The 25,750-nt window shown below is 34.9% G+C and carries 23 protein-coding genes and 2 CRISPR repeat arrays (1 of these 25 cut by a window edge); of the genes, 1 reads left to right on the top strand and 22 read right to left on the bottom strand.

From position 1 onward, the window contains the following. Positions 1-954: a CRISPR direct-repeat array (repeat unit 32 nt; unit sequence ATTTCAATCCACTCACTCATATAGAGTGAGAC); it reaches 143 nt to the left of the window's first position. Between the two features lie 156 nt (positions 955-1,110). From cas2 to pxpB, 9 genes are all read right to left on the bottom strand, one after another. Next, positions 1,111-1,401, bottom strand: a complete 291-nt coding sequence (cas2, locus tag ACTQ5K_RS11370) for a CRISPR-associated endonuclease Cas2 (RefSeq protein ID WP_441993928.1) — start codon at positions 1,399-1,401, stop codon at positions 1,111-1,113. 8 nt (positions 1,402-1,409) lie between these two features. Further along, positions 1,410-2,441, bottom strand: a complete 1,032-nt coding sequence (gene cas1c, locus ACTQ5K_RS11365) for a type I-C CRISPR-associated endonuclease Cas1c (protein ID WP_441993927.1) — start codon at positions 2,439-2,441, stop codon at positions 1,410-1,412. Continuing rightward, positions 2,438-3,097, bottom strand: coding sequence for a CRISPR-associated protein Cas4 (cas4, locus tag ACTQ5K_RS11360; RefSeq protein WP_441993926.1), 660 nt, complete (start codon positions 3,095-3,097; stop codon positions 2,438-2,440). Before cas4 ends, cas1c begins: the two co-directional genes overlap by 4 nt. After that, entirely contained in the window at positions 3,087-3,947 is an 861-nt protein-coding gene (gene cas7c, locus ACTQ5K_RS11355; RefSeq protein ID WP_441993925.1) for a type I-C CRISPR-associated protein Cas7/Csd2, read from the bottom strand. The genes cas4 and cas7c overlap by 11 nt, the downstream gene beginning before the upstream one ends. Before the next feature lie 2 nt (positions 3,948-3,949). Beyond that, complete coding sequence (gene cas8c / locus ACTQ5K_RS11350; protein WP_441993924.1) at positions 3,950-5,857, bottom strand: type I-C CRISPR-associated protein Cas8c/Csd1; 1,908 nt, start codon at positions 5,855-5,857, stop codon at positions 3,950-3,952. A gap of 5 nt (positions 5,858-5,862) precedes the next feature. After that, entirely contained in the window at positions 5,863-6,576 is a 714-nt protein-coding gene (gene cas5c, locus ACTQ5K_RS11345) for a type I-C CRISPR-associated protein Cas5c (protein ID WP_441993923.1), read from the bottom strand. A gap of 248 nt (positions 6,577-6,824) precedes the next feature. Next, the gene (cas3, locus tag ACTQ5K_RS11340) at positions 6,825-9,248 is read right to left on the bottom strand and encodes a CRISPR-associated helicase Cas3' (protein WP_441993922.1); all 2,424 of its coding nucleotides are present in this window, start codon (positions 9,246-9,248) and stop codon (positions 6,825-6,827) included. Between the two features lie 416 nt (positions 9,249-9,664). Next, a CRISPR array of direct repeats spans positions 9,665-10,820; the repeat unit is 32 nt; unit sequence ATTTCAATCCACGCACTCAAGTAGAGTGCGAC. A gap of 322 nt (positions 10,821-11,142) precedes the next feature. Beyond that, entirely contained in the window at positions 11,143-12,150 is a 1,008-nt protein-coding gene (locus ACTQ5K_RS11335) for a biotin-dependent carboxyltransferase family protein (RefSeq protein ID WP_441993921.1), read from the bottom strand. Beyond that, positions 12,147-12,890 carry a 5-oxoprolinase subunit PxpB gene (gene pxpB, locus ACTQ5K_RS11330; protein WP_441993934.1) on the bottom strand — a complete coding sequence of 248 codons (744 nt, stop codon included), beginning with the start codon at positions 12,888-12,890 and terminating at the stop codon, positions 12,147-12,149. The genes ACTQ5K_RS11335 and pxpB overlap by 4 nt, the downstream gene beginning before the upstream one ends. A 226-nt stretch (positions 12,891-13,116) precedes the next feature. Here pxpB and ACTQ5K_RS11325 point away from each other — a divergent pair, with 226 nt between their 5' ends. After that, positions 13,117-13,605 carry a GNAT family N-acetyltransferase gene (locus ACTQ5K_RS11325; protein WP_441993920.1) on the top strand — a complete coding sequence of 163 codons (489 nt, stop codon included), beginning with the start codon at positions 13,117-13,119 and terminating at the stop codon, positions 13,603-13,605. Positions 13,606-13,668: 63 nt separating this feature from the next. On the opposite strand, the gene ACTQ5K_RS11320 is transcribed toward ACTQ5K_RS11325, so the two are convergent. From ACTQ5K_RS11320 to ACTQ5K_RS11260, 13 genes are all read right to left on the bottom strand, one after another. Continuing rightward, complete coding sequence (locus ACTQ5K_RS11320) at positions 13,669-14,517, bottom strand: sugar phosphate isomerase/epimerase family protein (RefSeq protein ID WP_441993919.1); 849 nt, start codon at positions 14,515-14,517, stop codon at positions 13,669-13,671. Positions 14,518-14,549: 32 nt separating this feature from the next. Then, positions 14,550-15,587, bottom strand: a complete 1,038-nt coding sequence (locus tag ACTQ5K_RS11315; RefSeq protein ID WP_441993918.1) for a Gfo/Idh/MocA family protein — start codon at positions 15,585-15,587, stop codon at positions 14,550-14,552. 528 nt (positions 15,588-16,115) lie between these two features. After that, positions 16,116-17,657 (bottom strand): glycoside hydrolase family 43 protein, encoded by a 1,542-nt coding sequence (locus ACTQ5K_RS11310; RefSeq protein WP_441993917.1) that lies wholly within the window; start codon positions 17,655-17,657, stop codon positions 16,116-16,118. 133 nt (positions 17,658-17,790) lie between these two features. Continuing rightward, entirely contained in the window at positions 17,791-18,876 is a 1,086-nt protein-coding gene (locus tag ACTQ5K_RS11305) for a Gfo/Idh/MocA family protein (RefSeq protein WP_441993916.1), read from the bottom strand. A 222-nt stretch (positions 18,877-19,098) separates the two neighbouring features. Further along, positions 19,099-19,293: a hypothetical protein gene (locus ACTQ5K_RS11300; protein ID WP_441993915.1), complete on the bottom strand. Its 195-nt coding sequence runs from the start codon at positions 19,291-19,293 to the stop codon at positions 19,099-19,101. Between the two features lie 52 nt (positions 19,294-19,345). Then, the gene (locus ACTQ5K_RS11295) at positions 19,346-19,546 is read right to left on the bottom strand and encodes a hypothetical protein (RefSeq protein ID WP_441993914.1); all 201 of its coding nucleotides are present in this window, start codon (positions 19,544-19,546) and stop codon (positions 19,346-19,348) included. 173 nt (positions 19,547-19,719) lie between these two features. Beyond that, entirely contained in the window at positions 19,720-20,172 is a 453-nt protein-coding gene (locus ACTQ5K_RS11290) for a VOC family protein (protein ID WP_441993913.1), read from the bottom strand. Positions 20,173-20,809: 637 nt separating this feature from the next. Continuing rightward, positions 20,810-21,706 carry a fructose bisphosphate aldolase gene (locus tag ACTQ5K_RS11285; RefSeq protein WP_441993912.1) on the bottom strand — a complete coding sequence of 299 codons (897 nt, stop codon included), beginning with the start codon at positions 21,704-21,706 and terminating at the stop codon, positions 20,810-20,812. 103 nt (positions 21,707-21,809) lie between these two features. Beyond that, a complete protein-coding gene (locus ACTQ5K_RS11280; RefSeq protein ID WP_031537969.1) occupies positions 21,810-22,061 on the bottom strand; it encodes a type B 50S ribosomal protein L31 in 252 nt (83 codons plus the stop codon). Positions 22,062-22,096: 35 nt separating this feature from the next. Next, positions 22,097-22,366: a 30S ribosomal protein S14 gene (rpsN, locus tag ACTQ5K_RS11275; protein ID WP_441993911.1), complete on the bottom strand. Its 270-nt coding sequence runs from the start codon at positions 22,364-22,366 to the stop codon at positions 22,097-22,099. Between the two features lie 128 nt (positions 22,367-22,494). Continuing rightward, a complete protein-coding gene (locus tag ACTQ5K_RS11270; RefSeq protein ID WP_441993910.1) occupies positions 22,495-23,691 on the bottom strand; it encodes a GTP-binding protein in 1,197 nt (398 codons plus the stop codon). A 162-nt stretch (positions 23,692-23,853) separates the two neighbouring features. Then, the gene (locus ACTQ5K_RS11265; protein WP_031537970.1) at positions 23,854-24,720 is read right to left on the bottom strand and encodes a class II fructose-bisphosphate aldolase; all 867 of its coding nucleotides are present in this window, start codon (positions 24,718-24,720) and stop codon (positions 23,854-23,856) included. Between the two features lie 13 nt (positions 24,721-24,733). Continuing rightward, complete coding sequence (locus ACTQ5K_RS11260) at positions 24,734-25,744, bottom strand: carbohydrate kinase family protein (RefSeq protein ID WP_031537971.1); 1,011 nt, start codon at positions 25,742-25,744, stop codon at positions 24,734-24,736. Positions 25,745-25,750: the final 6 nt, after the last annotated feature.

Below are 25,750 nucleotides of genomic sequence, written 5' to 3'. Positions count from 1 at the left end.
CTCACTCATATAGAGTGAGACAAAAAAGGTTTTAGATATATTTGGTATTGAAATTATTTCAATCCACTCACTCATATAGAGTGAGACTTTGTAGATGGTTAGATTTAGCGACATACTCATTACTTATTTCAATCCACTCACTCATATAGAGTGAGACAATTATGTATATTGCAACTCCTAGAATTATCCACTATTTCAATCCACTCACTCATATAGAGTGAGACTAGACTACCTTTTTCTTTGATTGTACGAAATTTTATTTCAATCCACTCACTCATATAGAGTGAGACAGCTTGAACAGTATCCAGAGTTGGCAACAGATAAATTTCAATCCACTCACTCATATAGAGTGAGACAAGAAAAAGATTGTTAGTGATGCAGTATTTATCAATTTCAATCCACTCACTCATATAGAGTGAGACTAAGTCCTCAAATACACGCTCTTGAGTTGTGATAGATTTCAATCCACTCACTCATATAGAGTGAGACTTCATTTTCTAACTGTGCAATTCTTTCAGTCAATATTTCAATCCACTCACTCATATAGAGTGAGACAGGATTTGAGTGTTACATTTACAAAAATGAAAATGATTTCAATCCACTCACTCATATAGAGTGAGACATTAACTCCTATGTGATACCTATCAACTTCCATTTATTTCAATCCACTCACTCATATAGAGTGAGACTGCTCTAGAATTGGCTCTATCGTGGTGTAAGAAGGATTTCAATCCACTCACTCATATAGAGTGAGACTTCACATTAGGGGTGTAGGGGGGAGGGGTAGTATATTTCAATCCACTCACTCATATAGAGTGAGACTTATCACATCTAACGGCTACATCTACACAAGGTAATTTCAATCCACTCACTCATATAGAGTGAGACAGTTAACTCTTCCTTTGTAGTTGTTAATTCATTTATTTCAATCCACTCACTCATATAGAGTGAGACAGCGTTTATTAAACATATAGTGTTAATTTACACTCGAAAAAACGCTATTTTCCTAAAAATGATTAGGAACTTTAAGGTTTTTTTATAGAAAATAAAAAAACAGGCAAAAATAAGGTGCGAAACCTCTAGAAAATACATGTTCGCTTTACCTTCGCACTACAATATTAACGGTCCCTCCATATCCAACGAATCTTTCGCCCCAATATGGATTACCTTATTTTTATAATTATTACCCAACCGATAAAATCGAAGACTATCACTATTCTGATCAATAATACTTGTCAATTCTATTTTAAGCGAAGCAAACTGAGTAGCATCAACTATACATTCAAACACCGAGTTTTGAACTCTTTGTCCATAATTTTGACAAACTTTTGCTACCTGCCTCAATCTCTTTCTACCACTATTTGCTGTTGTACTTACATCATAAGTAATTAAAATAAGCATTTATAAACCTACTTCCACAGAAAAGAAGGATATTCATCCAAATCACCACGTAAATATCTAGCTAACAATAAGGCTTGGGCGTAGGGTACTAATCCCCATTGGATTTTTTCACCTAAGTATGGATGTGTGATTTTTTCTTGTTTTTTATTTTGCCATGCAGTTAAAAATTTTCTTCTTGCTTCATCCGTCATTAACACTGAATCATTTTCTTTTTTAATAAAATCTTTCTTATTAAAAATCTTTTTATTTATCAATGATAAAACAAACTTATCAACATATACGCCCCTTAATTCTTCCATGACATCTAACGCAAGTGAAATTCTTCCTGGTCGATCTCTATGTAAAAATCCGACATAAGCATCCAAACCAACACTTTCTAAAGCAGCTCCAGTATCATTTGCCAGCAAGGTATACGCAAAAGATAGCATTGCGTTCACATTATCAAGTGGTGGTCTTCGTGATCTTGAATGAAAGAAAAAGTCTTCTTTTTGCTGCAAAATCATTTGATCAAAAAGTCTATTATAACTTATTGCTGCTTTGCCCTCCAATCCTCTTAATCTTTCCAAATCATCACATTCTCTAACTTCCCTTATTAAAGAAGATAATTGTTTAGAAATATCTTTAAACTTAGGCACATCAATTCTTAATGGATAATCTCTAGTCATTCTTTCTAATATCCACTTACTATTATATATTTTACCAGCAATGAAATTTCTTGCTATTCGAGCCGAAGCGACTTCATCTGCTGATACAAAATACTGTTTTTTTCTCAGTACTACATTCCCATTACTATCTCCTATAACTCTAGCAAGAAATCGCCCAGTAGAAGATAAAAATACAATAGAAATATTCTTTTTAGAGCAATATGCCATAAGTGCTGGGCTCGCTCCTTTAAAGCCAACTGTGATAACTGATTCCAAATTATGCAAAGGTACTCTACCTAATTTCTCCTGATCTCGAAGTAAGACTATATTTTCGCCATCCAAAGACAAATACACATCTGGTTGAGTAATATACAATGTATTTAGTAATCTCTTCATTCAAATAATCTCCCCTCCAAATAGCCCTTAACCGAACGCTTTTGCATAATATTCGGTAAACAGATATTCTGAAGAGAACAACTTTTACAAAAAGAACCAGTTTTCACTTTTGGAGTATAGGATCTTTTGTAATAATCATACATTTCACTGACTATTTTTCTTAATTTCGTTTTATTATCGTCAGTAATAGGAACTCTTACTCTATGCTTAATCTCATTATAAAAAATAAAACCTTCTGTTACTTCACAAAGAAGCATCTCTTCTAGACAAAGTGCTTGGGCGGTTAATTGCATAATATCTGACTCATCTTTTTTTGGCATTCCCCTTTTATATTCAACTGGATAGGCCAAATACTTTCCTTCTTCATTAGTTAATTCTATTCCTTCATTACTCCGAACAAATTCTACCACATCGCATATTCCTGTAATTTTTAAATCATTGGATTTTATATGCATTGCTCGGACAACCAATTTATCTCCTCTTTTTTCTCGGATAAAAGGTTTATCTGCTTTCGTATGTAATGCATTCCCTTCTACAGTTTTTACATTTTCTTCCCATTGCTGTTCAATATGTATAAGTGCCCATTGCCTTCTGCAGAAAAGAAAATGTTGTATCCCTGAAAGCATTAAATACTGGTCTTCCTCATTATAATCCATCCATAATCTCTACTTTCAATCCTTCTAACTCTTCTACGTTAATATCATAATGATGAGCTTCTTTTGGTTCATCAACATTTGGTATAACTTTAAGTAAACGGTGAACTTTTGCAGAGGAATACTGACCAAGTTTTGAATTATGTTCCCACCAGCATACCTTTAAAACTTCCATGCTGCCTTCCGGACGAGCTGAAGATGAATCATTTTCAAATAAAGTTACTAAAACATTTTTTATTTTTTCAGCATCTTCGTGAGTGAAGCCAGTTTTTTCCGCTAATTGGGTATTTATGCTACCATAAAACACATATACCCCAAAGTCCACTCGATGTTTCATTCCCATAGTATCTGAACCTTTTGATGTACCTGGCTCCGAATTAACACTTTTTGTTATTTGCATGCTTGTTATGTCAATTGGATTAACACTTGTTGCAGTGTGTATAGATACCGGTCCTCTTACACCTACAGATACACCTTTGTCTGTTCCTCCTTTAAAAGCGAATACTTGTCCAAAGCTACGGACATCAAACCAAGTTCTGCATGCAGCTTCTGCAAATAATTCATTTTTATTATTTTTTGCTTTTAATGCTTGTTTCAATTCTTCATTGGCATCCGCTCTTTCTCTTAGACTACCAAAATCATCAACTTTTTTATCATTGGATTGTACGAAAACAGCTTCAGCCATATCAATCAAACGATTACGCATTTTTCGTTTAATTGCTACATCGGAAATTTCTCCATATCCGTCATAATTTTGCCTTGGTCTATTGCCATTTAGTGGATCTCCATTCGGATTTGCCTTTGTAACAGTTAGTACTACTGCAAAATCAATTTTATTCTCTAAACTAGCCATTTTTAAATTTCCCCTTCCGCTTCTAAAATTTCCTCTGTAACTAACTGCTTATCTTTTTTCTGAAGAATATCATGTCTTTGACTATAGAACCCTAATAGGTATTTTCCAGAAAGAGGCTTATTATTGAAATCTTCTGGATTTATCATAGAACCCACTTCATCAATTAATTTGTTATAAAACCATACTTTTTCTCCCAAGCGCGCTTGGTACGGTTGAAGTGCCTTTTGAATGGTTAGCCATGTTCTTTCTGGATGCTGTGCAAAAGAACTCATAAAACGGCGAGCATTCGTTGCACGATTATCGCCTTCTAAAGCTCTTCTTTCTAAAACATCTGCGATAGCTAAAAGCCTACCAAATAAATAATCACGATTAGTATTTGTTTTGTCTAGTGCCACTGAATATCCCTCCTCTTTTTTATTAAATAACGAACAGCAAATACTAAGTGTTTTTTCCCATTCCCAAGGCTCCATCAAAACAGGGTTAGATGCACGATAAAAGGCACTTCGAATAACATCCTCAGGTATAATTCGTCCGTCAATAATACATGGAAGCATTCTTTCCATCATGCCTTTTACTACTTTTTCATTCACTTTCGATCCATACGCAGCAAATGCAATGTCTTTTAAAGAAGATGCACCAAAGAATGAAATAACTTCTCCATTGTTATTTTTCCGATAGCGATGCTGCCAAGTGCAAGTTAAATGCCATTCTTTTAAATTATCTAAATAAGTAGATTTATTAATACTGCGGTAATATAACACAGCCATTCTTCCAGTTGTCGCTGAATCAAGCACCATAATTTGCACATTTTCATTCAATGATAAATCGCTTTTATATCCGCTTATTGCTTTGGAAACTTCTCTAGCACTGTGCTCAAATGTATAGGATCCGACTTTACTTTCTTCCTCTTCTTGAGTATTTTCTCCAGTAATCAATGCCCATGTATCTTCCAGTAAATCTGGAACTTCACTTCCCCATACAAGAAAAACTCTTTGATCAATAATTTTCGCTTGCTTATTGATTAGCCACTTAAGGGCATTATGGGCTTTTTGCGATACCTCATAGCTTATATTTACAGCTTCTGTCGGTTTTAAAAATCTACCTTTATAGGTAAAACCACTCGAATCATTTGCTGAAATTAATTTTGCTTTATCTCCAGCGTTTCTAATCTTATTTGCGTGCTTTTCAGTACTAGGTAACATTTTACCTGTAACGTAGCATAGTTCTTCCTTGCCAAGTAAATCTTGATAGAATGAAATAAACGAATTATATAATTCTATATCATCCCATGGTTTAGTTATTACTACACTAGGAGAATAAACACTAAACCTTATAAAAGCACTTTCTTGTCCACCTGTCACTGTAGAAAAAATTGGAGGTTTCTCACCAAGATATTCTTCCGTAGCTTTATCTAATTTGCTAATTAGCTGACCATTCTGATCTAACCAAAGTATTCTTTCCTCCACTAAATCTTTAATCAAACAACGTTTATTTAAATATTGGTAAATAGATTTTACAGTATTGGTAGCATATTTTGATTCAGCCCATTCTTTTAATTGTGCAATATAATAAGAAAATGGTTCTTCTTTTTTTATTTTTCCTCCATACGCTACAAAATCACCTGCTACATATGATAATTTATCATGAAGAGGATAAGGGGCTATAATAGAGCCTGCTCTACTAGCAGAATTTTCCGAACTTGGAATCAAGGTATTACCATTGGACTTATCTAATAACACTGCAGAATGAAAATTACCGTCTTCCGTAATCATTACTTCAATATGTGCTGTTTGAGTAGTATGAGAGACTGGGAGTAATGTATATTCTTGCCCATTTCTCTTTACTTCTTTTTTTCCTACCATCCCTAGGTTGTCTTCATACGTTTCGTATAGCTTTAACAACCAGCTCATTTAAATCACCTCCCCTCTTCTATTTGAGACCAAAGTAAGTCTACTGCTTCTACATTCGTTTCATCAAAATGTTTAACACCCATTTTGCGAATCTGACGAATATTAGTACATTCATCTGGACGAATAAATCGAATTACTCCATTTCTCATAACTGGATTCCATAATCGAGCTTCAAGTTGATCTGAACCTGTTTCATCTGGGTAATTCAATCCATGAAGCATTGTCCCAAGATGCATTTCATCCACGTCATCATAAAATCCTTTGCCAGCTCCAAATTCACAAGGTTCTACATATCCCTGGCATTCCCTTGTTCCTAAAAAAATATCCCTACGACCTCCAGCTTTTAGGGAACGTTTAAGAATGTTATGATGCTTATGCTCGTTACGATCAAATGCAAGATCTGGTCGATGGGGATTAAACACAAAATGACTTTTCACCTGATAACGAACATTTTTTAAATATGTGTAATTCGCCAAAGTATTTCCGCCACCGTACTCAATAGGACGAATACCTTTAGACTCCATTTGAATCGGGTTCATAATTCGAATTTCATCTATGATATGAAGTATAGTAGGCTTCCAGTAAACGCTTTCTATAATTCCTTTAATAGAATTATAGGTAGGTACACTATAACTCATTTTCTCTCCACCGATTTTTGTAAGTGGATCGGTAAATAATGCATAATTAGCAGTTAGTTCAAATTCTATTGAATTTCTCATTTAATTCATTCACCCCCCTTCCAATAGTTTTCTATTTCCAATAATTTCATTTTACTATATTTTTCTGAAAAATAAAATAATATTTCAAATCTTTTTTAATATATTATATGAACATTCTATGAACATTTATTTTTTTCTAGAAATATGCTATACTCACCCCTGTAAGTGTCGTCTTAAAGACGTGGATTGAAAAATATATTATATGAACAAGGATTGCAGGGGCATAAAAATCAAAAAGCCCCTTATCCTCAAAATTGAAGAAAACTATATCCACTTTCTCCACTTAAATCCAATCCATATTCTTCATTATAAAATCCTTCTTTTAAAACAGTTATTTTCCCCTCAAAGTAGTAAACTAATCCATCTGACTTTATTAATTGTTCCTTTTCATAACTAAAAATGTTAATAGAAAATTGTTGCGCTCTTCGAAGCGATCCTCCTAAATCTTCAATTGAATGATTCCCGTTTAAGTCCGCTATAATCTCTTCCCCCTCTTTATGAGGAACGAGTACAGTGGTTGTTACTTGATCAATCACCTCAAAATGCTTTGCAGCAGTTCCATAGCTATTACTTAACATCAGACTAAATTTTTCTTTACTAGTCGCATTATATCCCTTTAATTGTCCGTTTTTGTTTCTTCCAGCCATTAATAAATCTATTAAATTAGTATTATACTGTGGTAAAGAATAATTTAATTTTGTAGCAAATTGTTGATAAAAGCCTTGAAAGTAACGATTCATTGCTTTTTCAGATAAAATATTCCCACCAAAACTTTCTGGATTTTTATCAATTTCTTTAAAAACCGTTCTTGCCTCAACTTTTCCTATCTTTATTTCTGGTAATTTGTCAAGATTTTCCTCGATATGATCAACTACATAAACTTGTTTTATTCCCATTTCTCCATGACGGTTACAACGACCAGCAGCTTGGGCAATTGAATCTAACCCCGCAAGAGAACGAATTACACATTCAAAACTAACATCAACACCAGCTTCTATTAATTGAGTACTAATACAGATTACTTTTCTTTTTTGTTCCAATAGTTCTCTTACTTCCTCTAGTATTTCTTTTCTATGAAATGGGCACATTGAAGTACTTAGATGATAAATGGGAATGTCCAATCTTTTGACTTTTAATAGTTCATATAACTTTTTCACTACTGTTTTTGTATTTAAAATAACTAACATGCTTGTTATGTCTACTAATCTTTCTTCTATGAAACTAGCTAATCTTACATTATCAAATGAATGTTCACTTGCTAAATCAATAATATTCACACGTTTAAATGCTTCAATCACTTCTTCCATTTGACTTATTATTTCTGCATCTTTATTTATTGCTAGTTTATGTTCTACAAAATCAAGAGCAGGTTGTGTTGCTGTACAGAGCACTATACTACTTTGACCATAACTTTTTAAAAAATTTAATGCATGATTAAACAGAGATACACACGACGTTGGAACCTTCTGAACCTCGTCAAAAATAATAACTGACTCAGCTAAATTGTGCATTCTTCTTATATTTCTTGTTCCATTCGCATAGAATACATTTAAGAACTGTACCATCGTTGTAAAAATAATGGGGGAATCCCAATTATCTTTAGCAAGTTTTAATTTTTGATTTGCTCCCATTATTCCATCTTCATTTTCATCATCATAATTATCTTCAATTAGATTTGAGTGATGCTCTAGAATATTTGCATTATCATTTAGTATTTTTCTTACTTCTTCAGCATTCTGTTCGATAATAGTTGTAAAAGGAACGATATAAATAATATGTTTTTTATTATGCAAAATAGCATGTTTTAAAGCATATCGAAGACTGGCAAGCGTTTTCCCTCCACCGGTTGGTATAGATAATGTGTATATACCATCCGGCCTTTCTCCAAATTGATCACACTGCTCCGACATTTCTTTCCTTAAAATATTTATGGGTGAATTATTGTTGTTACTATTCTTAAAGTTATCTATTTTTTCAAGAACCTTTTTGTAATACTCTTGGAAGAGTTCATTATGATTCTCCACAGGTTGATAGTTTTTATTTTCTTCAAATAATCTTGTATTTGTTCTATCTCCATCAACTAACGCACTAAATATATATTTTGTTAAGAACATACACTTTTCTTCATTCGATATATTTTTATCCTTTTTAAGAAAATCCTGTAATTCTTGAGCTGCATGATTTACATATTGTTTAAATTCAGCCTGTTTTATTACCTTTTCAAAAAACTGTTCTTTTGATAAAGAAAACTCCAATAAATCAGATTTCCTTACTCTTTTTAAGAATTCTGAATTCAATTCTAAATCTATATAATCTTTTAAGTAGGAATGATGAGAAATAATCGCGTTTCCAACTATTTCTGCTAGAAGTGAAAAAATGCTTGTTTTTTTGTCTTTATGATACATTTCATAAAGTAATTTTCCTCCTGCAGTTGAATGGTCAACACTTCCCTTTCTTTGGGCATTTTTAGGATCATTTACTGCTGTCCAAATGTAATTTCTAAACTCCTTTGTATATTTCCCTAAGTCATGTAGCATACCGGCAAGACCCGCAATATGGGGGACACCCATTTTCATACCGATAGACTCTGCTATTTGCTTTACAGCTAGTAAGTGTTCTTCCACTGATTGGATTTCTCCGTCTCTCTCTCTAATGTGGGCAATAAACTCCAAATACAACACCTTCTCTTAGATCATAGTAAAAAACGAATACCTATATATCCTTTATTTTCCTATTCTTCTTCTAATATTGCAATTGAATTTTAAGAGTATATTAAAAAAGGGCCCAATCATAACACTGAATGGACTCTTTCAAAAATTAATCATATAAAAACAATAACCCAAACAATAATCAACAGTAATACCTGTTGATTATTTTAGTTACAATACAACTTAAATCTTAATCTACGTACTCAAGTAGAGTGCGACGTAATACAGGAGCAAATAAAGCGGACGCTGATGATTTCAATCCACGCACTCAAGTAGAGTGCGACTTTCTTTAAAATCTAATTCTTGTATTTTTTTATATTTCAATCCACGCCTCAAGTAGAGTGCGACTGAAAATTATCGTACTGATTGTATAAATAAGATATTTCAATCCACGCACTCAAGTAGAGTGCGACGCTTTATCAAATTCGGAAAAGGCACCACGTACTTATTTCAATCCACGCACTCAAGTAGAGTGCGACAGTAAACCTTTTTCAGAATTGGATGAAGCGTGGATATTTCAATCCACGCACTCAAGTAGAGTGCGACGCTCGAATTGATTTAATTGGCGATGTCTTAGCGGATTTCAATCCACGCACTCAAGTAGAGTGCGACTGATATTTTGGTGCGAATACGTGTGTTGGAAAAAATTTCAATCCACGCACTCAAGTAGAGTGCGACCCAACTCATTGCTATATATCAAAAATTAGATAAATTTCAATCCACGCACTCAAGTAGAGTGCGACTTTGGATAGGTACAGCTAGACCGTTGTTTAACAAGATTTCAATCCACGCACTCAAGTAGAGTGCGACATTCTTCTCGCAACGATTTACATGCTGGATCGATATTTCAATCCACGCACTCAAGTAGAGTGCGACAACTTCTTGCTTTTGATATTGTGTTTGCCCGAATATTTCAATCCACGCACTCAAGTAGAGTGCGACTTTGTATTTCATGATACGCTAACTCCTCTCTCATTATTTCAATCCACGCACTCAAGTAGAGTGCGACTTCTTCATAACTCCAATAACCTCTACACTTCTCAATTTCAATCCACGCACTCAAGTAGAGTGCGACCTCCAATCTAATTTCGTTAGCTGTAAAGGCACTTATTTCAATCCACGCACTCAAGTAGAGTGCGACAATTAAAGGGCAAATTTCTGCAGCATTCCGTGAAATTTCAATCCACGCACTCAAGTAGAGTGCGACACAATGTAAGCTACTTTGTGGAACAAACTGATGCATTTCAATCCACGCACTCAAGTAGAGTGCGACATAAAATGAGGATTTTAAAGGAGGGTAACAATTATTTCAATCCACGCACTCAAGTAGAGTGCGACATCAGTATATTCTTAAAGGTATCTTACTAGGAATATTTCAATCCACGCACTCAAGTAGAGTGCGACATACCAAGAATTAAAGATAAAGTCAAGAAAAAAGATTTCAATCCACGCACTCAAGTAGAGTGCGACAATGCATCATTATTACGATTATCGTTTACATAGTATTTCAATCCACGCACTCAAGTAGAGTGCGACTACATTTTTTATACTATTAATGTTTTTTTACACTTAAAATTAATATAAAACCGCTATTATTTCTGGTTTTTAATTTAAAAGGGATTTTTTTCACTTCAATCTACTTATATTGACAGTTTTTCTAGTGCGAATCTATTAATATTTTCATGTTAACATACTATTCGCACTGAATATATTATAGATTTTTATTGAAAATAAAAATCAAAATACTAATTCCCCTCAAAAATCATAAAAATTATTATATTATTTCTATTGTTATCCTCATCATATGTGCTAGTAAGTTCCCTAAAGTAATCAATCTTATCATTAAACCTTAATTAGGTTAATTAATCACTTTAAATTCCAAAAACCTCCCCAAATCTCCCATCCATTGTTCCCTCTCAATAAACAAAGCTTCTGCTCCCTCTAATGAAATTTCCTGAAAATAAATTTCCTCCCCAATCTTCATCTGCGCTACTAAAGATAAATCCACTGATATTACTTGCGCAATTTTCGGATATCCTCCTGTTGTTTGCCGATCCGCAAGTAAGATGATTGGATGTCCATCTGGCGGGAGTTGGATGGTTCCGACTGTTACGGCTTCTGAAAGCAACTCAAACTTTTCATCTAGCTTTATCTCTGGTCCACTTAATCTATATCCCATCCGATCAGACTGCGGAGTAACAGTAAATTTCCCAGCATAGAAATTTTTCTGACTATTAGTAGAGCACATAGAAAAATGGCTTCCTGTGATAAATCGAATCGTATGTTCATTTGACAATGTAATAAACTTGTTGAAATCTACAAACCACCTTGTTGTAATAAAGGGTTGATCAGTATCTTTCTTTTTGAGTTTATTATATAGATTTAAAGAATAATCGGAGATAGAATTAGTCTCTATTTTATCTCCAGCCTTCAGCGCCCTTCCATGATATCCACCTAACCCAGCACGTAAATAGGTACTTTTACTATTCATCACTTTAGGAATTGCAAAGCCACCAGCAATAGTAAGATAAGCACGACACCCGGATTTTATTTTTCCAAATCTCAAAACGCTTCCCTTTTTCACTAAAACTGGCCGCCATAAAGGAACTTGCTTCCCCTCTATTTCTGGTGACAAATTCCCGCCAGTAATAGCAATAAGGGCATCTTTTTCAAATGTCAATGTTGGTCCTAACAAAGTAATTTCTAAGCCAGCTTCCCCCTCTTTATTCCCAACAATTAAATTAGCAATTCTAAGCGAATAGGTGTCCATTGCCCCACTAACAATCACACCATGCTTCTGGAATCCATTCCTTCCTAAATCTTGGATACTCGAAAGCATACCAGAACTAACAACAGTAATTGTCATATGTTCTCCTCCTTCTGCTGAAGGAATTCTCTTTTAGAAATAGGAACAAATTTCACAATATCTCCAGCTTGTAGCAAACTAGGGGGATTTTTTTCTGGTAAAAATAACTCTAATGGTGTTTGTCCAATGAGCTGCCATCCCCCAGGTGTGGCGATTGGATAAACGCCTGTTTGCACTCCCGCAATTCCTACAGATCCTGAGGGAATTAATTGCCTTGGAGTTGAACGTCTTGGTGTAGCTATTTTTTCTGACATCCCGCCTAAGAATGGAAATCCTGGTGCAAAACCAATCATATAAACACAATATTCTCCGCCAGAATGAATATCTATTACTTGCTCTATCGAAAGCTGGTTATGCTTTGCAACTTCCTCTAAATCCGGACCATATTCTCCACCATAACATACAGGAATTTTAGTGACTCGATTATTTGTCGATTTCCCTACTTCAAGTTGTTCGAATACCTCTTTAAGTAGAGATTTCACGATTTGAAAGGGGGACAAATTATCAGACTTTTGTTTAAAAGATTCATAGATTACAAACGGTTGATAATATACTGTCACGTTTGTATAAGCAGGCACACATTCAATCAAACCTGAAAAAGGATGCATCTCTAAATAATTTGCCAGCATCTGCACTTTTTGATGGATGTCTGAATCGATCCTATTCCCAAATCGAACAATTATCGCAGAATCCCCAAATGGTTCTAAACATACATTATGATTATGCTTCGATGCATGAATCAGTTAACTCACCGCTTTCTTTTCCTAAACTATATTTTAAATCCTTCTTCTTTTCATATAATCTTAACATGCACCATCAGAAGAATTCTATATTTTCAGATTAATACCCATCTCTTAGAATGGAAACTATTTTTAACTTTTCTAATAAATTTAATTGATTGCTATTGAAAAATAAGCTCTTAAAAAACTAAAATAGAAGAAAATACCGGTATAGGGAGAAATAAAAATGCTCATTCGAAATGTCCAACCATCGGATTTACCACCATTATTAGAAATAGAAAATATCGCTTTCACTCCAGCAGAAGCAGCAACAAAAGAAGCCTTTATAAATAGAATGGAAACCATTCCTGATACGTTTATTATTATGGAAGAAAACGGAGTAGTTATAGGGTATGTTAATGGACCCGTTATCTCGAAAGCCTTTATAACCGATGACTTATTCGAAAGAACTGTTCCAAATCCTCCAAAAGGGGGCCATCAAAGCATTTTAGGCATTGCAGTCCATCCCAATTACCAAAGAAAAGGCATCGCTAGTATCTTGCTTAAAAAGTTAGAAAAAATAGCAGCAAAAGGCGAGCGATTAAGCATCACTCTAACTTGTCGCAAAGAGCTGATTACTTTTTATGAGAAAAATGGTTATCAAAATCAAGGTATTGCCGACTCCCATCATGCTGGCGTTCAATGGTTTAATATGATCAAGCAGTTAAAAAAATAAAAGGGGGACAACATTTATAAACAGTGTCTTCACACTTTATAAATGTTGTCCCCCTTTTTTGTATCACTTTATCTCCTCTACTGAATAAACCTGATTTAACACCTTAAGTGTTTTATTCTTAGCTGTTTTCACGACTTCCTCTGCAGTTAATTGATAATATTCTGGTCTAAACAATTCAATAGAAGCATGATCTGAAAAACCTTTTTCTTTTATAATTGAAAGAATGCTAGGCAAATCAATCACTCCATCACCAGGATATAGACGATCCTCATCTAACAAAATTCCCGGGTTAAAATCCTCTACGTCATTAATATGAAATAAGAATACTTTGGAAAAATCCGTATTTTTTAAATCTTCCATTGTGGAATTCATTGCATAAAACTGAAAGGTATCAAATACGATTCCAACATTTTCACGATTTACGGCTGCTACAATTTCATTAGCAAAGCTTAGTGTATTAACGGTTGCATGCGGATGGCCAATAAATTCAAGCGCTAGCTTTACTCCATATGGATTGGCTAAATCGGATAACTCGGTTAATGCTTTTACACAGCTTTGTTTAATTTCCCCTCTCTCTATTTTCTTTTCAGAGACCAATGGAACAACCACAATTCTATCGATATTTAACATTTGCGCATACTCTAGCATTTCTTTGTATTCTTCCAACAACGCTTTGTATTCTTCTTCCGTACGATTATTAAAATAAACTAGTGAATTGAGTGATAATGGCTTTAAGTGATGGGTTTGAAAATAATCTACTAAGTCTTGGATAGAGTGTGATTGTAAATATTCCTTCAATTTATCAATCGAACGAATTTCAATATAATCATAGCCGTACTTCTCTAATAATTGAAGATCAATCTCCAGACTTGAGTTCTCTAGAGTAGTACCTTGATTCATTCCTAGTTTCATCCTTTTCCCTCCATTTTGTTTAGAACATATAGTTAAATATTTGCTGGTTTAAGATTTTTCTTGTAAAAGCCAGGCTGTTCAAGGAAAAAAACATCTTCTTTCTTCCCTGAATTTTGTGCTTTCAGACAAGCTTCAGCAGTGACTTGAGCAATATAGCCATCCCATGCTGTTGGTCCATTTGGCTCACCCGTTTTTCTAATAGCATCTATAAAATCCTGCAATTCTGTATCATAGGCATCCATAAAACGCTCTTTCCAATCCATTAAAATATTGGAGCCAATTCCTCCATTTTTTCGAAAGGTAATGCTAGGCACTTCAGGTAATTTAGCTATCCCTTCTTCCCCTACAACCTCACACTGAATATCATAGCCATACTTGCAATTAACAGAGATTTCTACATTTATTACAATCCCTGATTTAGTTTCCAAAATAACAAATTGAGGATCTCTTAATTCTTCATGTGCGTAACGCGTTTTTTTAGGAAAAATAACTTGTACATATTTATAGTCATCATTCACTAACCAATGTAAAACATCAATTTCATGAATCAACGTATCTGTAATGGCCATGTCTGTCGAATAAGTTGTGTCAACCTCTGGATTTCTATGGGCACAGTGTAAAAGTAACGTCTCACCTATGAATTTATTATCAATAGCTTCCTTCAATTGTAAGTATCCACTATCATATCTGCGCATAAACCCTACTTGCACTAATCGCTTCCCATGTTTCATTTCAGCTTCAACAATTCGCATACAGCCTTCAATAGTTGTAGCAAGCGGCTTTTCGCAGAAAACATATTTTCCTGCTTCTATTGCTGCAATCACGCTTTCCTCATGTTCCGGTCCCCAGCTCGTCACCAACACTGCATCGACATCTCCCTCTGCAATTAGGGTTTTATCATCAGGATAAATAGCTGCATCTAATCCAAACTGTTCCATCGCAGATTTTGCGGATGCTTCCTCTATATCTGTGACTGCAACTATCTTTCCACCTGAGAGATTGTTAGTAATTCTTCTAATATGCTCCTTTCCAATTGCACCTGTACCAATTACCCCAATTCTTAATGTCATAGCAAATCACTCCTTTATTTGTAAGTCTCTAATAGTAGTTCATTACTTTGCACATGAACATAGCAATCTATTTTAGTCATCTTTACCCAAGTGACATATTTCTACAAACATTGGAGATAGAGGGACGGTTCGAGGCATCTGAAAAACTACTAGCTATTAATGATTGAAAGTAACCTCTTTCTAAAATTAGATATGGAAATTGTTTTCCGAGTCGGCCGCTCGCTTTCCATGGAGTGAACGCCTCTTCTGCAAACCAATAAATTTATTCCTTTCAAACCTCTAGACGTTAATTGAATTTCGATAAACTATACTTTTTCAGTATTCTAGGACGGTTCTAATGCGTCCTTCCGAAAGCTACATAGCATGTACCGTTATGGAATTAAAGCAAAAAAGGCTAAAAAAAACGAAAGAGTATTTCTTGTCATCGAGTACTCCTTCGTTTTGATATACTATTAATTAAACTCCATAGTAAAGCCATTTCTTTAAAATAGTTAGGCCTTATTAGGGAAGGGATCTAACTTAATTACATTACATTTCATTTATCCTAAAATAATCAAAATCAGCGTATCCACCTATTTCCTTTGACGCAAAATTAAATAATGCATATCGATATCCCATAAAATGATCTAATTTATATTTCATCTCTAGTTCATCACCAATTCTATTCCAATCCTTTTCATTCAAACTGTAATAGAAATATGCCTTATCTGCCTTCTCTTTAAAATCACAGTCAATCCTAAAGTAGATTTTATCTTGCTCCAATGGAACAGAGGCTATTATCTCAGGTGCTCCCGAGCTTGAGCTTACCATTGCAATAGATTTAGATTCTGCTGTTGCATATACTCCTACATATCCGTAATCCTTTTGAAAAGCAGCAAAGCCTGCAATATCACCATCTTTCATTCCCCTTACATCCATCGCAATACTTCCCGTGCATTTTGGTCCAAAGGTTCTTTGTGTAAGTGTATTCTTCGCTTCCTCTAAATTACTGCAAGTGCTGCCAGCGATTAATCGTAAATAGCCAGGACGAGCAGTTAAAGACCATTTTGTATTATCAGGATTATGGTTCCACTGCCATACTAAAGCAAGAGAATCGCTCATATAATTGAATTCATCTGATGAAACAATATAATTTTTACTTTCTTGTTCAGGAAAAGGTATAGGAATCTGTTTAGAAACTCTATTATTCTCACCAAATACCGGCCAGTCATCTTCCCATATTACTGGTACTAAACAAGGCATCCTTCCTGCAGCTCCATAATCACAAAATAAAAATCCATACCAATCACCATTAAGAGTATCAATAATCCCTCCCTGCGCAATTCCCATTGGATCATTCAATGCAATTCTACCTTCGTAATCCCCATCAATTGCACAAGCTCGATGCACTAGCTGAGTGCGATATCCATTTTTAGGCCAAGTAATGGTAAAGACATAATAGTATCCATTTACTTTTTGAATATGTGTTCCTTCAGCTAGCAATCCTCCCCCTTCCTTAACACCTGCTACTATACTGGCATTTGGAATGATGACTTTATTCAAACCGCCTTCTTTAATCGCTGTTGCATCCTCTGTTAATTCAGTTGCTCGAATATCTCCACTTCCATAAACTAAATAAACACGGCTATCATCATCAAATAATAGAGACATGTCATGGTAATATTTATTTAAAACCGAACGTTTCCATTTTCCACTTTCCATATCGTTTGTTTGAAAAATATATGTTTCATCTGTCGCCAAAGACCCCACAACTAGATAATAAATTCCTTGATGAAAGCGAAGAGAACTTGCCCAAGACCCTTTTCCATACTCACTCTTTCCATTTCTTAATGATTGTTCATCATTTGATGCTAAAATATCATAAACATAATGAACAATTTGCCAATGTAAAAGATCAGTGGATTTCATAATAGGCACACCAGGATTCATATGCATTGTTGTACTAGACATATAATATGTATTGCCTACTCTGATAATATCAGGATCCGGGATATCCATTTGAAGAATCGGATTTTCATAGGTAAGAGGTTCTTTTGCCTGAAAATTATTAAATTGGAAATGATTACTCATAATTCAATTCCTCTCTTCCCTTTTTGTCAGCAGTATTTTATTCTAAAAAACTCTCTATATTTTTTAAAGAAACATAAACGCCTATTAATGAAAGTCTTCATGTGTTTATGTTTCTTTAAATTAGATAACTTCACTATTTATTAAAGAATACAGGTTTACCTGTTTTAGCGGATTGATAAATTGCTTCTAAAATTTCTGTAACGACCAAAGATTCTTCTGGCTTAACAACTGGCTCTGTATCATTTAGTACCGCGTCAATCCATAGTCTTATCTCTAAATCTGCTGCACTCTCTTCTGTACCACTGAAAAAAGCAACACCCTCCGATTCTAAGGCTATTTTTTCCGTATATAACTTTCCATACTTTTCACCGTTTATTCGTAAACCATCTTTCATATCAGCTCCACCCTCTGTCCCAGAAAGAGTACATTTCGCCTCATCCTCATCCAAGCTATTAAGTGCCCAGCTTGATTCAAGTACGATGGTAGAACCATCCTCCATTTTTATAAAACCAAATGCAGAATCCTCTACTTTAAACTCATCTGGATTCCAAGCTCCCCAAGCATTCGCTGCATTTTCCTTCTTGCCTAGCTTGTAAAATGTGGATCCCATCACTACTTGTGGCTTATAATTGTTCATCATCCATAAAGTTAAATCTAACGCATGTGTTCCAATATCTATTAGAGGACCTCCACCCTGTTTTTCTACATCTAAGAACACACCCCAAGTTGGTACGGCGCGTCGTCGAATCGCATGTGCTTTCGCATAATATATTTCACCAAGCTCTCCATTGGAGCATAGTTTATGTAAATATTGACTATCTGAACGGAAACGATTTTGGTAGCCAATGGTTAGTTTCTTGCCTGTTCTTGTGGCTGCCTCTACCATTTTGAGACCTTCCTCTGAACTTATCGCCATCGGCTTTTCACACATTACGTGCTTCCCGGCTTCTAATGCAGCAACTGTAATTTCAGCGTGATAATTATTCGGAGTACATACATGGACGACATCTATGGATGAATCTTTTAGTAATTCATAGTAATCCTCGTATACTTTTGCCTCTTTCCCTCCATATTCATCAGCCACTTCTTCCGCTCTTTCCCTAATAATATCGCAAAAAGCTATCACTTCTACCGTTTCTAATTTAGCTAAACTTGGAAGATGCTTTCCTCTTGCAATCCCCCCACAACCGATAATACCTACTTTCAATTTTTTTGACATTACGTTTCCTCCTTACATTCTATAATTTGGGCAAATTCAACAATTTCGTTTAATGTGACCATATAAAAAATAGTATTCTAGCCTTTTTACTTACTTTCATTCTTTTTTCCAAAAGCTTAAAAGTGTTCCAATAAGCTTCTTATCCACCATCACCTATTACATAGTTGGCCACATCACATATTTTTTCTCGATCCAATAATCCTTCCTTATTATGGGTCGGTATTAGGCAGCACACTTTTCCATTTCCATACGAATGATACCAACCAGCAATGGACTTTCCATCCCATCTATTGAGGTAGACTGAGGAAAAATAGTGTTTTCTTTATCACAATGAACGAAATAATGTCCATCTATTAAATCTAAAGTTACATCAGCAGAAAGTATGTCATTATCTGTTGTACTGGTATAGCGGACCACTTGATGCTTAACTGGGTGATATTTAAATTAGCCACTAACCATCTCCATATACTTATAATTCAGAATGCCATGCCAGCCAGTCTCCACCTGTTTCTACATATTGTATGATGCCACTCGTTATTTCTTCTGTCATCCATGTATTCACTTTATCATCTGTTGGATTCACTCTGTTTTCTGAAAAAAGTATGCCTGCATCATTTTTTCTTGCAAGCTTCTCCAATAAGTTTACACTCTGACAAATCTCTAATTGCATTTCACCGTTTGAAAAATATGGAGATAATGACTCTTCTAAAGATTGTAGTGCTAATTCCTTACGGTGATAATAATCACCAACTATAGCTAAAATGGATGATAATCATAATGATTCCCTATCCTCTCCATGGCTTTCAATTACATACTATTGTCCGTATAAATATTAAAGCGCTATCAATCATTTTCTAATAATTCTAGGATAATTTTTAAATCATTAAATGTATCCATATATGCATATCTTCCACCCGTATATTCGCCTTTTTGAAGAAGAGGCATTTGATTTCTTTCCATCATAGCAACCTTTCCCTTCATCCCATTAATAACGAAAGCGATATGATGAGGACCTTCCCCATGTTCATCCAAATATTCGCGCCATGTACTTGGATTATGATCTGGTTCAATTAATTCAAGCTGAAGGGAACCCATATCAAAAAAGGCAAGTTTCGCGCGTGCTTGTGTTGGTTGTTTACGATATTCTGTTTGTGCAATAGCAGCCGTATCAGTCATTGACCAATCAGGTTTATCTATTCCAAAAAAGTCTGCATAAGCCTGGCTTGTTTTTTCAATATCGTGAACTAAAATACCTATTTGTGTAATAACGTTATTTCCTAGAATATTTTTATCCATGACTCATTCTCCTTTATATAAACTATTCGGTTCTTAGCCTTTTTATTTCACCTTTCAGCTCTTGCTCTTTTCTGCCTTTCCCTTCACACCTTCCTTTCAGCTTGAAAAATAGATAACATCATAATTTATGAGAACAATTAAGAGAATAGAATGTTAAAAAACATTTACTAGAACACTTTATTTTCATTAATTAAAACGTTTTTGAAAAACCTATTAATCTCGCTATTTCTTACCTATTAAATACTTTTTTACAAACGAAATATAACGCTTACATTTTTATTTGTCAATTTAGTTTTCTTAATATTATCATATTTTAAGAGAATGAATTTACACTTTATATATTTAAAGACTGTGAGTAGTGTGTGCTTACATATTTCTGACAAGTCTATCGGTTCATGTATGTCGTTTTCCTATATAAAATAAGCTATTTTCCTTTGTATACGTTTTGCCTAATAGAATAGATGAGCTTATTGCTACTTCATTTTCCGCCATAGCATAGCAATTTAATTATCATTTAATAAGTACAAATAGGAAGAGGCACCAGATTAGATTATCTTTATCTGGTGCCTTCAAGTTTAATACAATTTAGATTCTCCTTATATCCTAACTCATTCGAAATCACTAAAAGCAAAACCCACTACTTTCCTGTCTTCTCAGTAGAAGCCTCAAAAATAGACGTAACAGCTTCTTTTAATGCAGCATTAAATTCCTCTTCTGATTGGTTAACGTTTAACTCTTCGCTTAGCGCTCGAGAAAAACTTGCGATGATATTGTCGTTTTCCTTTAATTTTTGATTTGCTTCTTCTCTGCTGTATCCACCTGAAAGTGCTACTACTCGCACTACTCTTGGATGTGTAGTCAATTCTTTGTAAGTATTAGCAACTGTAGGGATGGACAGCTTAAGCATGACATTTTCATCTTCTTTTAGACTATTTAGATTTGTTAATAGTTCCTCTTTCAATATCGCTTCTGATTGCTCTTTATCTGGACTAGTAATATCCACTTCTGGTTCAATAATTGGCACTAGCCCTGCTTCCATTATTTGTTTTCCGATTTCAAATTGCTGATCCACTACTGCTTTGATACTTTCAGAATTTGCTTCCTTAATAACTGAGCGCATTTTCGTTCCAAAAATATGGCGCTCCTTTGCACGTTGGAGGATTTCATCTAAATCCGTGATCGGCTTCATCAATTGAACTCCATTTGAAGGTTCAGCTAACCCTTTATCAATTTTTAAAAAAGGAACAATCCCTTTTTTCTCTGCTAAATAATCAGCTGTATACATGCCTTCTATCTTACTATCCATCGTTTGCTCGAACAAAATGGCACCAAGAATATACTGAGAATCAAAAGCTGGAGATGTAATAATTCTTGTCCGCATTTGGTGCACCTTATCAAACATTTCTGCTTCATTTGTATAGGCACTTTCAGGTACTCCGTAATTCAACAATGCTTTTGGTGTACTGCCTCCACTTTGGTCTAATGCGGCAATAAACCCTTTTTGATTCTTCATTCTTTCCAATTGGTCGTTCATATATTTCTCCTCCTTGTTGTGAAATAGTGTTTATTAGAAATTATTCACTTAAGTTGAGGAGTTAAAACATTTTGTTGAAATATCTCATTCATTTATCAAAAGATTACTTTCTTGTATTTTTATACTTCTCATAAAACCGCTCCACTCGACCGCCACGATCAGAGAATTTTTGACGACCAGTGTAAAACGGATGGGTATCAGAGCTAATTTCCACTTTTATAAGTGGGTAGGTTTTTCCATCCTTCCAGATAATTTCTTCCTTAGAAGTTTTCGTTGATCCAGATAAAAATTGAAAGCCACTATTTACATCCATGAAAACAACTTCCTGATAAGTAGGATGTATTCCTTTTTTCATAATAAAGTCCTCCTCTATTTAATAGAATATACGTATCACCAACTTGACTTTTTCACACCAGGTATTTGTCCCTTATGAGCGTATTCTCTAAAGGCAATTCGAGACATTTTAAATTTTCTTAAATAACCTCTTGGTCTTCCCGTTACTTCACATCTATTTTTCAATCGTGTTGGGGAAGAATCTCTAGGTAACTTTCTTAATGCTTCATAATCCCCCTTTTCGATTAATTCTCTGCGAACGGCAGCATATTTCTCCACCTTTGCTCTTCTTTTTTTCTCTTTTACTACCTTGGATTTTTTGGCCACAATCTTTATCCTCCTTTATATAAATCGACATCATTACGATTTAACATGTGAAAATAACCCATCTTTCAGATGCATATTTATAATAAAACGAAATGGTTACGATTTGCAAGTTATTTGCTTTCACAAAACTATCTTGCTGCTACTTGCCAATGAAACGGATCGCTTAACTGTTGCCAATCTCCATAAAACTCTTCATCTGTTAATAAGCAATCTTCCAATTCTTTTTTTATCAGCTCCACGTTTAAATCCATTCCTATAAATACTAGCTTTGTATGCCTGTCACCAAATTTAGGATCCCAACTTTCCTTCAATCTTGGATTAACACGAAGAATTTCCATCTGTCTAGCTTCTGTTAGTGATGCAACCCAATAAGAGATGGGTTCAATACTTACAGACGGCCCAGCTTGTGATAAAAGTAGGGCTAAATTATTCCTTGAGGCACACCATGCTATTCCTTTTGCACGAACAATCGAGAGTGGCATCGAATGACACCAATCATTAAAGCGTTCCGAATGAAAAGGTCTTTTACTAGCATAAACAAAAGAGCTAATCCCATATTCCTCTGTTTCCGGTGTATGCATACTAGGACCAATATTCAATTCACGCAACCATCCTGCTGACTCACTAGCCCGGTCAAAATCAAATAGATTTGTATCTAAGATTTCTTGCGGTGTAATTTCACTATTAACGGTTCGAATAATTTTAGCAACAGGTTGTAAAGTTTTAATTACTTTCTCTAATTTATCTAAATCCTTTGGTGCAACTAAATCACATTTATTAAGAATAAGCACATCGCAAAATTCAATTTGGTCAATTAATAAATCAGCAACATTTCTGTCATCCCCTGCCCCAACTGCTTCTTTTCTATCTAAGAGTGAATCACCAGACTCATAATCATGCCAAAACCGATTTGCATCGACTACCGTTACCATTGTATCTAGTTTACAAAACTTTGTAAGATCAATTCCCATTTCTTCATCAATATAAGAAAAAGTCTGTGCGACTGGGATTGGTTCACTAATTCCAGATGATTCGATTAAGATATAATCAATATCCCCTTCCATCGCAAGCCTTTCCACTTCTACAAGTAAATCTTCTCTAAGTGTACAGCAAATACAGCCATTTGACATTTCGACTAGCTTTTCTTCTGTACGGGAAAAACCCCCAACTGTTTGCACTAGTTCACTATCAATATTTACTTCACTCATGTCATTGACAATTACCGCAACCTTCAACCCATCTCTATTATGTAAAATATGATTAAGCAAAGTTGTCTTCCCAGCACCTAAATAGCCACTTAACACTGTAACAGGTATTTTTTTCATTTTATCACTCTTTCATTCCGTTTTTTAAATCGTAATCATTACGATTTATATATTAATCTCTTTTGTGGAAAAATGCAAGTAGAAAATCAGGGCACTTGTTCTACCGTTTCCCTTTTGAAAATCAAAAAGGGAAGCAGACTATAACCGCCCCCCCTCGTTCCTTCATTTATTTGAGAAAATACTTATTGCTTTCTTTATATCTTGTTTGATAGTTTCTTTTGCTACTACGGTTAAATCGTGATAGAAGGGGTTCTCTTCTTTTTCTAAATATTCTTTTACAGCGTATGCACCGGCTTTGGCTGCATAGCTGTAGTAATTAATTTTTCTTACTCCCCTATTTATTACTGTTTTGTACTCTTCTTCACTTAAACCTGATCCTCCATGCATAACAACAGGTTTTTGAATATTTTCATAAATCCTTTCTAATCGATCAAAATCTAAATTTGGTTTTGTCACATAGATTCCATGGACGGTACCAAAGGAGGCAGCTAATGCATCAATATTCGTTTTCTCGACAAAGTCCTTTGCAATTGAAGGATCTGTATAATAGTTTGCTGCATTCTCTGATGCATGTGATTTTTCCTTATATGTTTCTTCTCCTCCAAGACCAGAGGAAGTCATCATACCAAGCTCTGCTTCAACTGAAACATTTTGTTTATGAGCATATTCCACTACCTCTTTCACAATTTGAATATTTTCCTCATAGCCTTTATGTGAGGCATCTATCATAACAGAGGTAAAGCCAATATCAATAGCCTGTTTCACCATTTCTAAATTAGTTCCATGATCAAGATGAACAGCAACTGGTACGGATGCTTTTTGAGCAAACTCTACTAAGATAGGACCCATTATTTCAAGTGGAATGATAGCATTATGCACCTCTGCGTGTGCAAGAATGATTGGCGCTCTTAGCTCCTCCGCCGCTTCTACTACTCCTCTAACAGATTCTAATGTTGGACAATTAAAAGCCCCGACTGCATAGTTCCCCTTATCTGCTTCTATCAAAAGTTCCTTTAAAGTTACTAACATAGTAGCCCTCCTCCTATATTTCCACTTTATTTCTCTTCGGGTATTCCTGATACATCTTTACTAATTCATCATATGCCTTTACACCTGATGTTCCATCCGCCTCGAATAACGAGGAAGCTGCTGCTGCAGTACCTAATTGCATTGCCTCCCATAAAGAAAACGCCTTCAAAGCACCATACAGTACCCCGGATACATAAGCATCTCCTGCTCCAACAGTGCCTTTGATTGAGCTATTATCAATAAGTAAAGATGGTATACTATGAATCTCTTTTCCATCAAATCCAAAACTTCCCTCTGGTGTATGGATAACAACCCAATCCTTGACACCTAATTTTTTTAAGCGATATAACACTTTTCTAATATTGTGTTCAATCAGCTTTCCATCCCCATTCCTTAATGCTATGCCAACACTATTACCTGCTTCTAGTTCATTTATAATGCAATAATTCGTGAATTTAAGACACGGTGGCACAAGCTTTTGATAGCGATCACTATTCTCACTGACAATATCAATAGACGTCTTGATTCCTAATTTTTGTACATTCCTTAACACCTTAGCCGTCTTTGTTCCATATTCTTTGTCTTCCTTATCTAGCCCATCTAATAATAAAATATAAGCGAGATGAAAAATTTTGGTGCGCAGCTGTTGATAATCTATTTTTGACTCATCGAAATAAAGACCGTTTCCTTTATAAGTAAAAAATGTTCTGCTAGTTGCATCTTGATAAACATCGGTAAATGGTGTATCTCCTAACACTTTCACTTGACTACTATCAATATTTTTATAGTGAGATAGTCGCTCTTTAAGATAGTCGCCCCTCTCATCCTCTCCTATCATTGCTAACGTATCTATAGGCAACTCTCCATCTATTCTTGCTAAAGAAACAGCACAGTTAGATACCGCTCCTCCTATGGATCGCATTACGCTTTTTATTGTCGTCAGCTCTGACTGATTAGGGTATTTTTCAATTTTTTTTATTTCGTCAACAGCAATTGTTCCAGCGATTGTTATTCCCTCTTTCATCTAATC

The organism is Niallia sp. Sow4_A1 (assembly GCF_052116745.1).
Taxonomy (GTDB): Bacteria; Bacillota; Bacilli; order Bacillales; family Cytobacillaceae; genus Niallia; species Niallia hominis.
The sequence above is the reverse complement of the archived record's forward strand: the minus strand, read 5'-3'. Positions and strand labels throughout refer to the sequence as shown.

Bases quoted from the DNA above. Each gene is read 5' to 3' on its own strand.
- cas2 (WP_441993928.1), bottom strand. From the start codon at position 1,401: ATGCTTATTTTAATTACTTATGATGTAAGTACAACAGCAAATAGTGGT.
- cas1c (WP_441993927.1), bottom strand. From the start codon at position 2,441: ATGAAGAGATTACTAAATACATTGTATATTACTCAACCAGATGTGTAT.
- cas4 (WP_441993926.1), bottom strand. From the start codon at position 3,097: ATGGATTATAATGAGGAAGACCAGTATTTAATGCTTTCAGGGATACAA.
- cas7c (WP_441993925.1), bottom strand. From the start codon at position 3,947: ATGGCTAGTTTAGAGAATAAAATTGATTTTGCAGTAGTACTAACTGTT.
- cas8c (WP_441993924.1), bottom strand. From the start codon at position 5,857: ATGAGCTGGTTGTTAAAGCTATACGAAACGTATGAAGACAACCTAGGG.
- cas5c (WP_441993923.1), bottom strand. From the start codon at position 6,576: ATGAGAAATTCAATAGAATTTGAACTAACTGCTAATTATGCATTATTT.
- ACTQ5K_RS11335 (WP_441993921.1), bottom strand. From the start codon at position 12,150: ATGACAATTACTGTTGTTAGTTCTGGTATGCTTTCGAGTATCCAAGAT.
- ACTQ5K_RS11325 (WP_441993920.1), top strand. From the start codon at position 13,117: ATGCTCATTCGAAATGTCCAACCATCGGATTTACCACCATTATTAGAA.
- ACTQ5K_RS11320 (WP_441993919.1), bottom strand. From the start codon at position 14,517: ATGAAACTAGGAATGAATCAAGGTACTACTCTAGAGAACTCAAGTCTG.
- ACTQ5K_RS11315 (WP_441993918.1), bottom strand. From the start codon at position 15,587: ATGACATTAAGAATTGGGGTAATTGGTACAGGTGCAATTGGAAAGGAG.
- ACTQ5K_RS11310 (WP_441993917.1), bottom strand. From the start codon at position 17,657: ATGAGTAATCATTTCCAATTTAATAATTTTCAGGCAAAAGAACCTCTT.
- ACTQ5K_RS11305 (WP_441993916.1), bottom strand. From the start codon at position 18,876: ATGTCAAAAAAATTGAAAGTAGGTATTATCGGTTGTGGGGGGATTGCA.
- ACTQ5K_RS11295 (WP_441993914.1), bottom strand. From the start codon at position 19,546: ATGCAATTAGAGATTTGTCAGAGTGTAAACTTATTGGAGAAGCTTGCA.
- ACTQ5K_RS11290 (WP_441993913.1), bottom strand. From the start codon at position 20,172: ATGGATAAAAATATTCTAGGAAATAACGTTATTACACAAATAGGTATT.
- ACTQ5K_RS11285 (WP_441993912.1), bottom strand. From the start codon at position 21,706: ATGAACGACCAATTGGAAAGAATGAAGAATCAAAAAGGGTTTATTGCC.
- ACTQ5K_RS11280 (WP_031537969.1), bottom strand. From the start codon at position 22,061: ATGAAAAAAGGAATACATCCTACTTATCAGGAAGTTGTTTTCATGGAT.
- ACTQ5K_RS11270 (WP_441993910.1), bottom strand. From the start codon at position 23,691: ATGAAAAAAATACCTGTTACAGTGTTAAGTGGCTATTTAGGTGCTGGG.
- ACTQ5K_RS11265 (WP_031537970.1), bottom strand. From the start codon at position 24,720: ATGTTAGTAACTTTAAAGGAACTTTTGATAGAAGCAGATAAGGGGAAC.
- ACTQ5K_RS11260 (WP_031537971.1), bottom strand. From the start codon at position 25,744: ATGAAAGAGGGAATAACAATCGCTGGAACAATTGCTGTTGACGAAATA.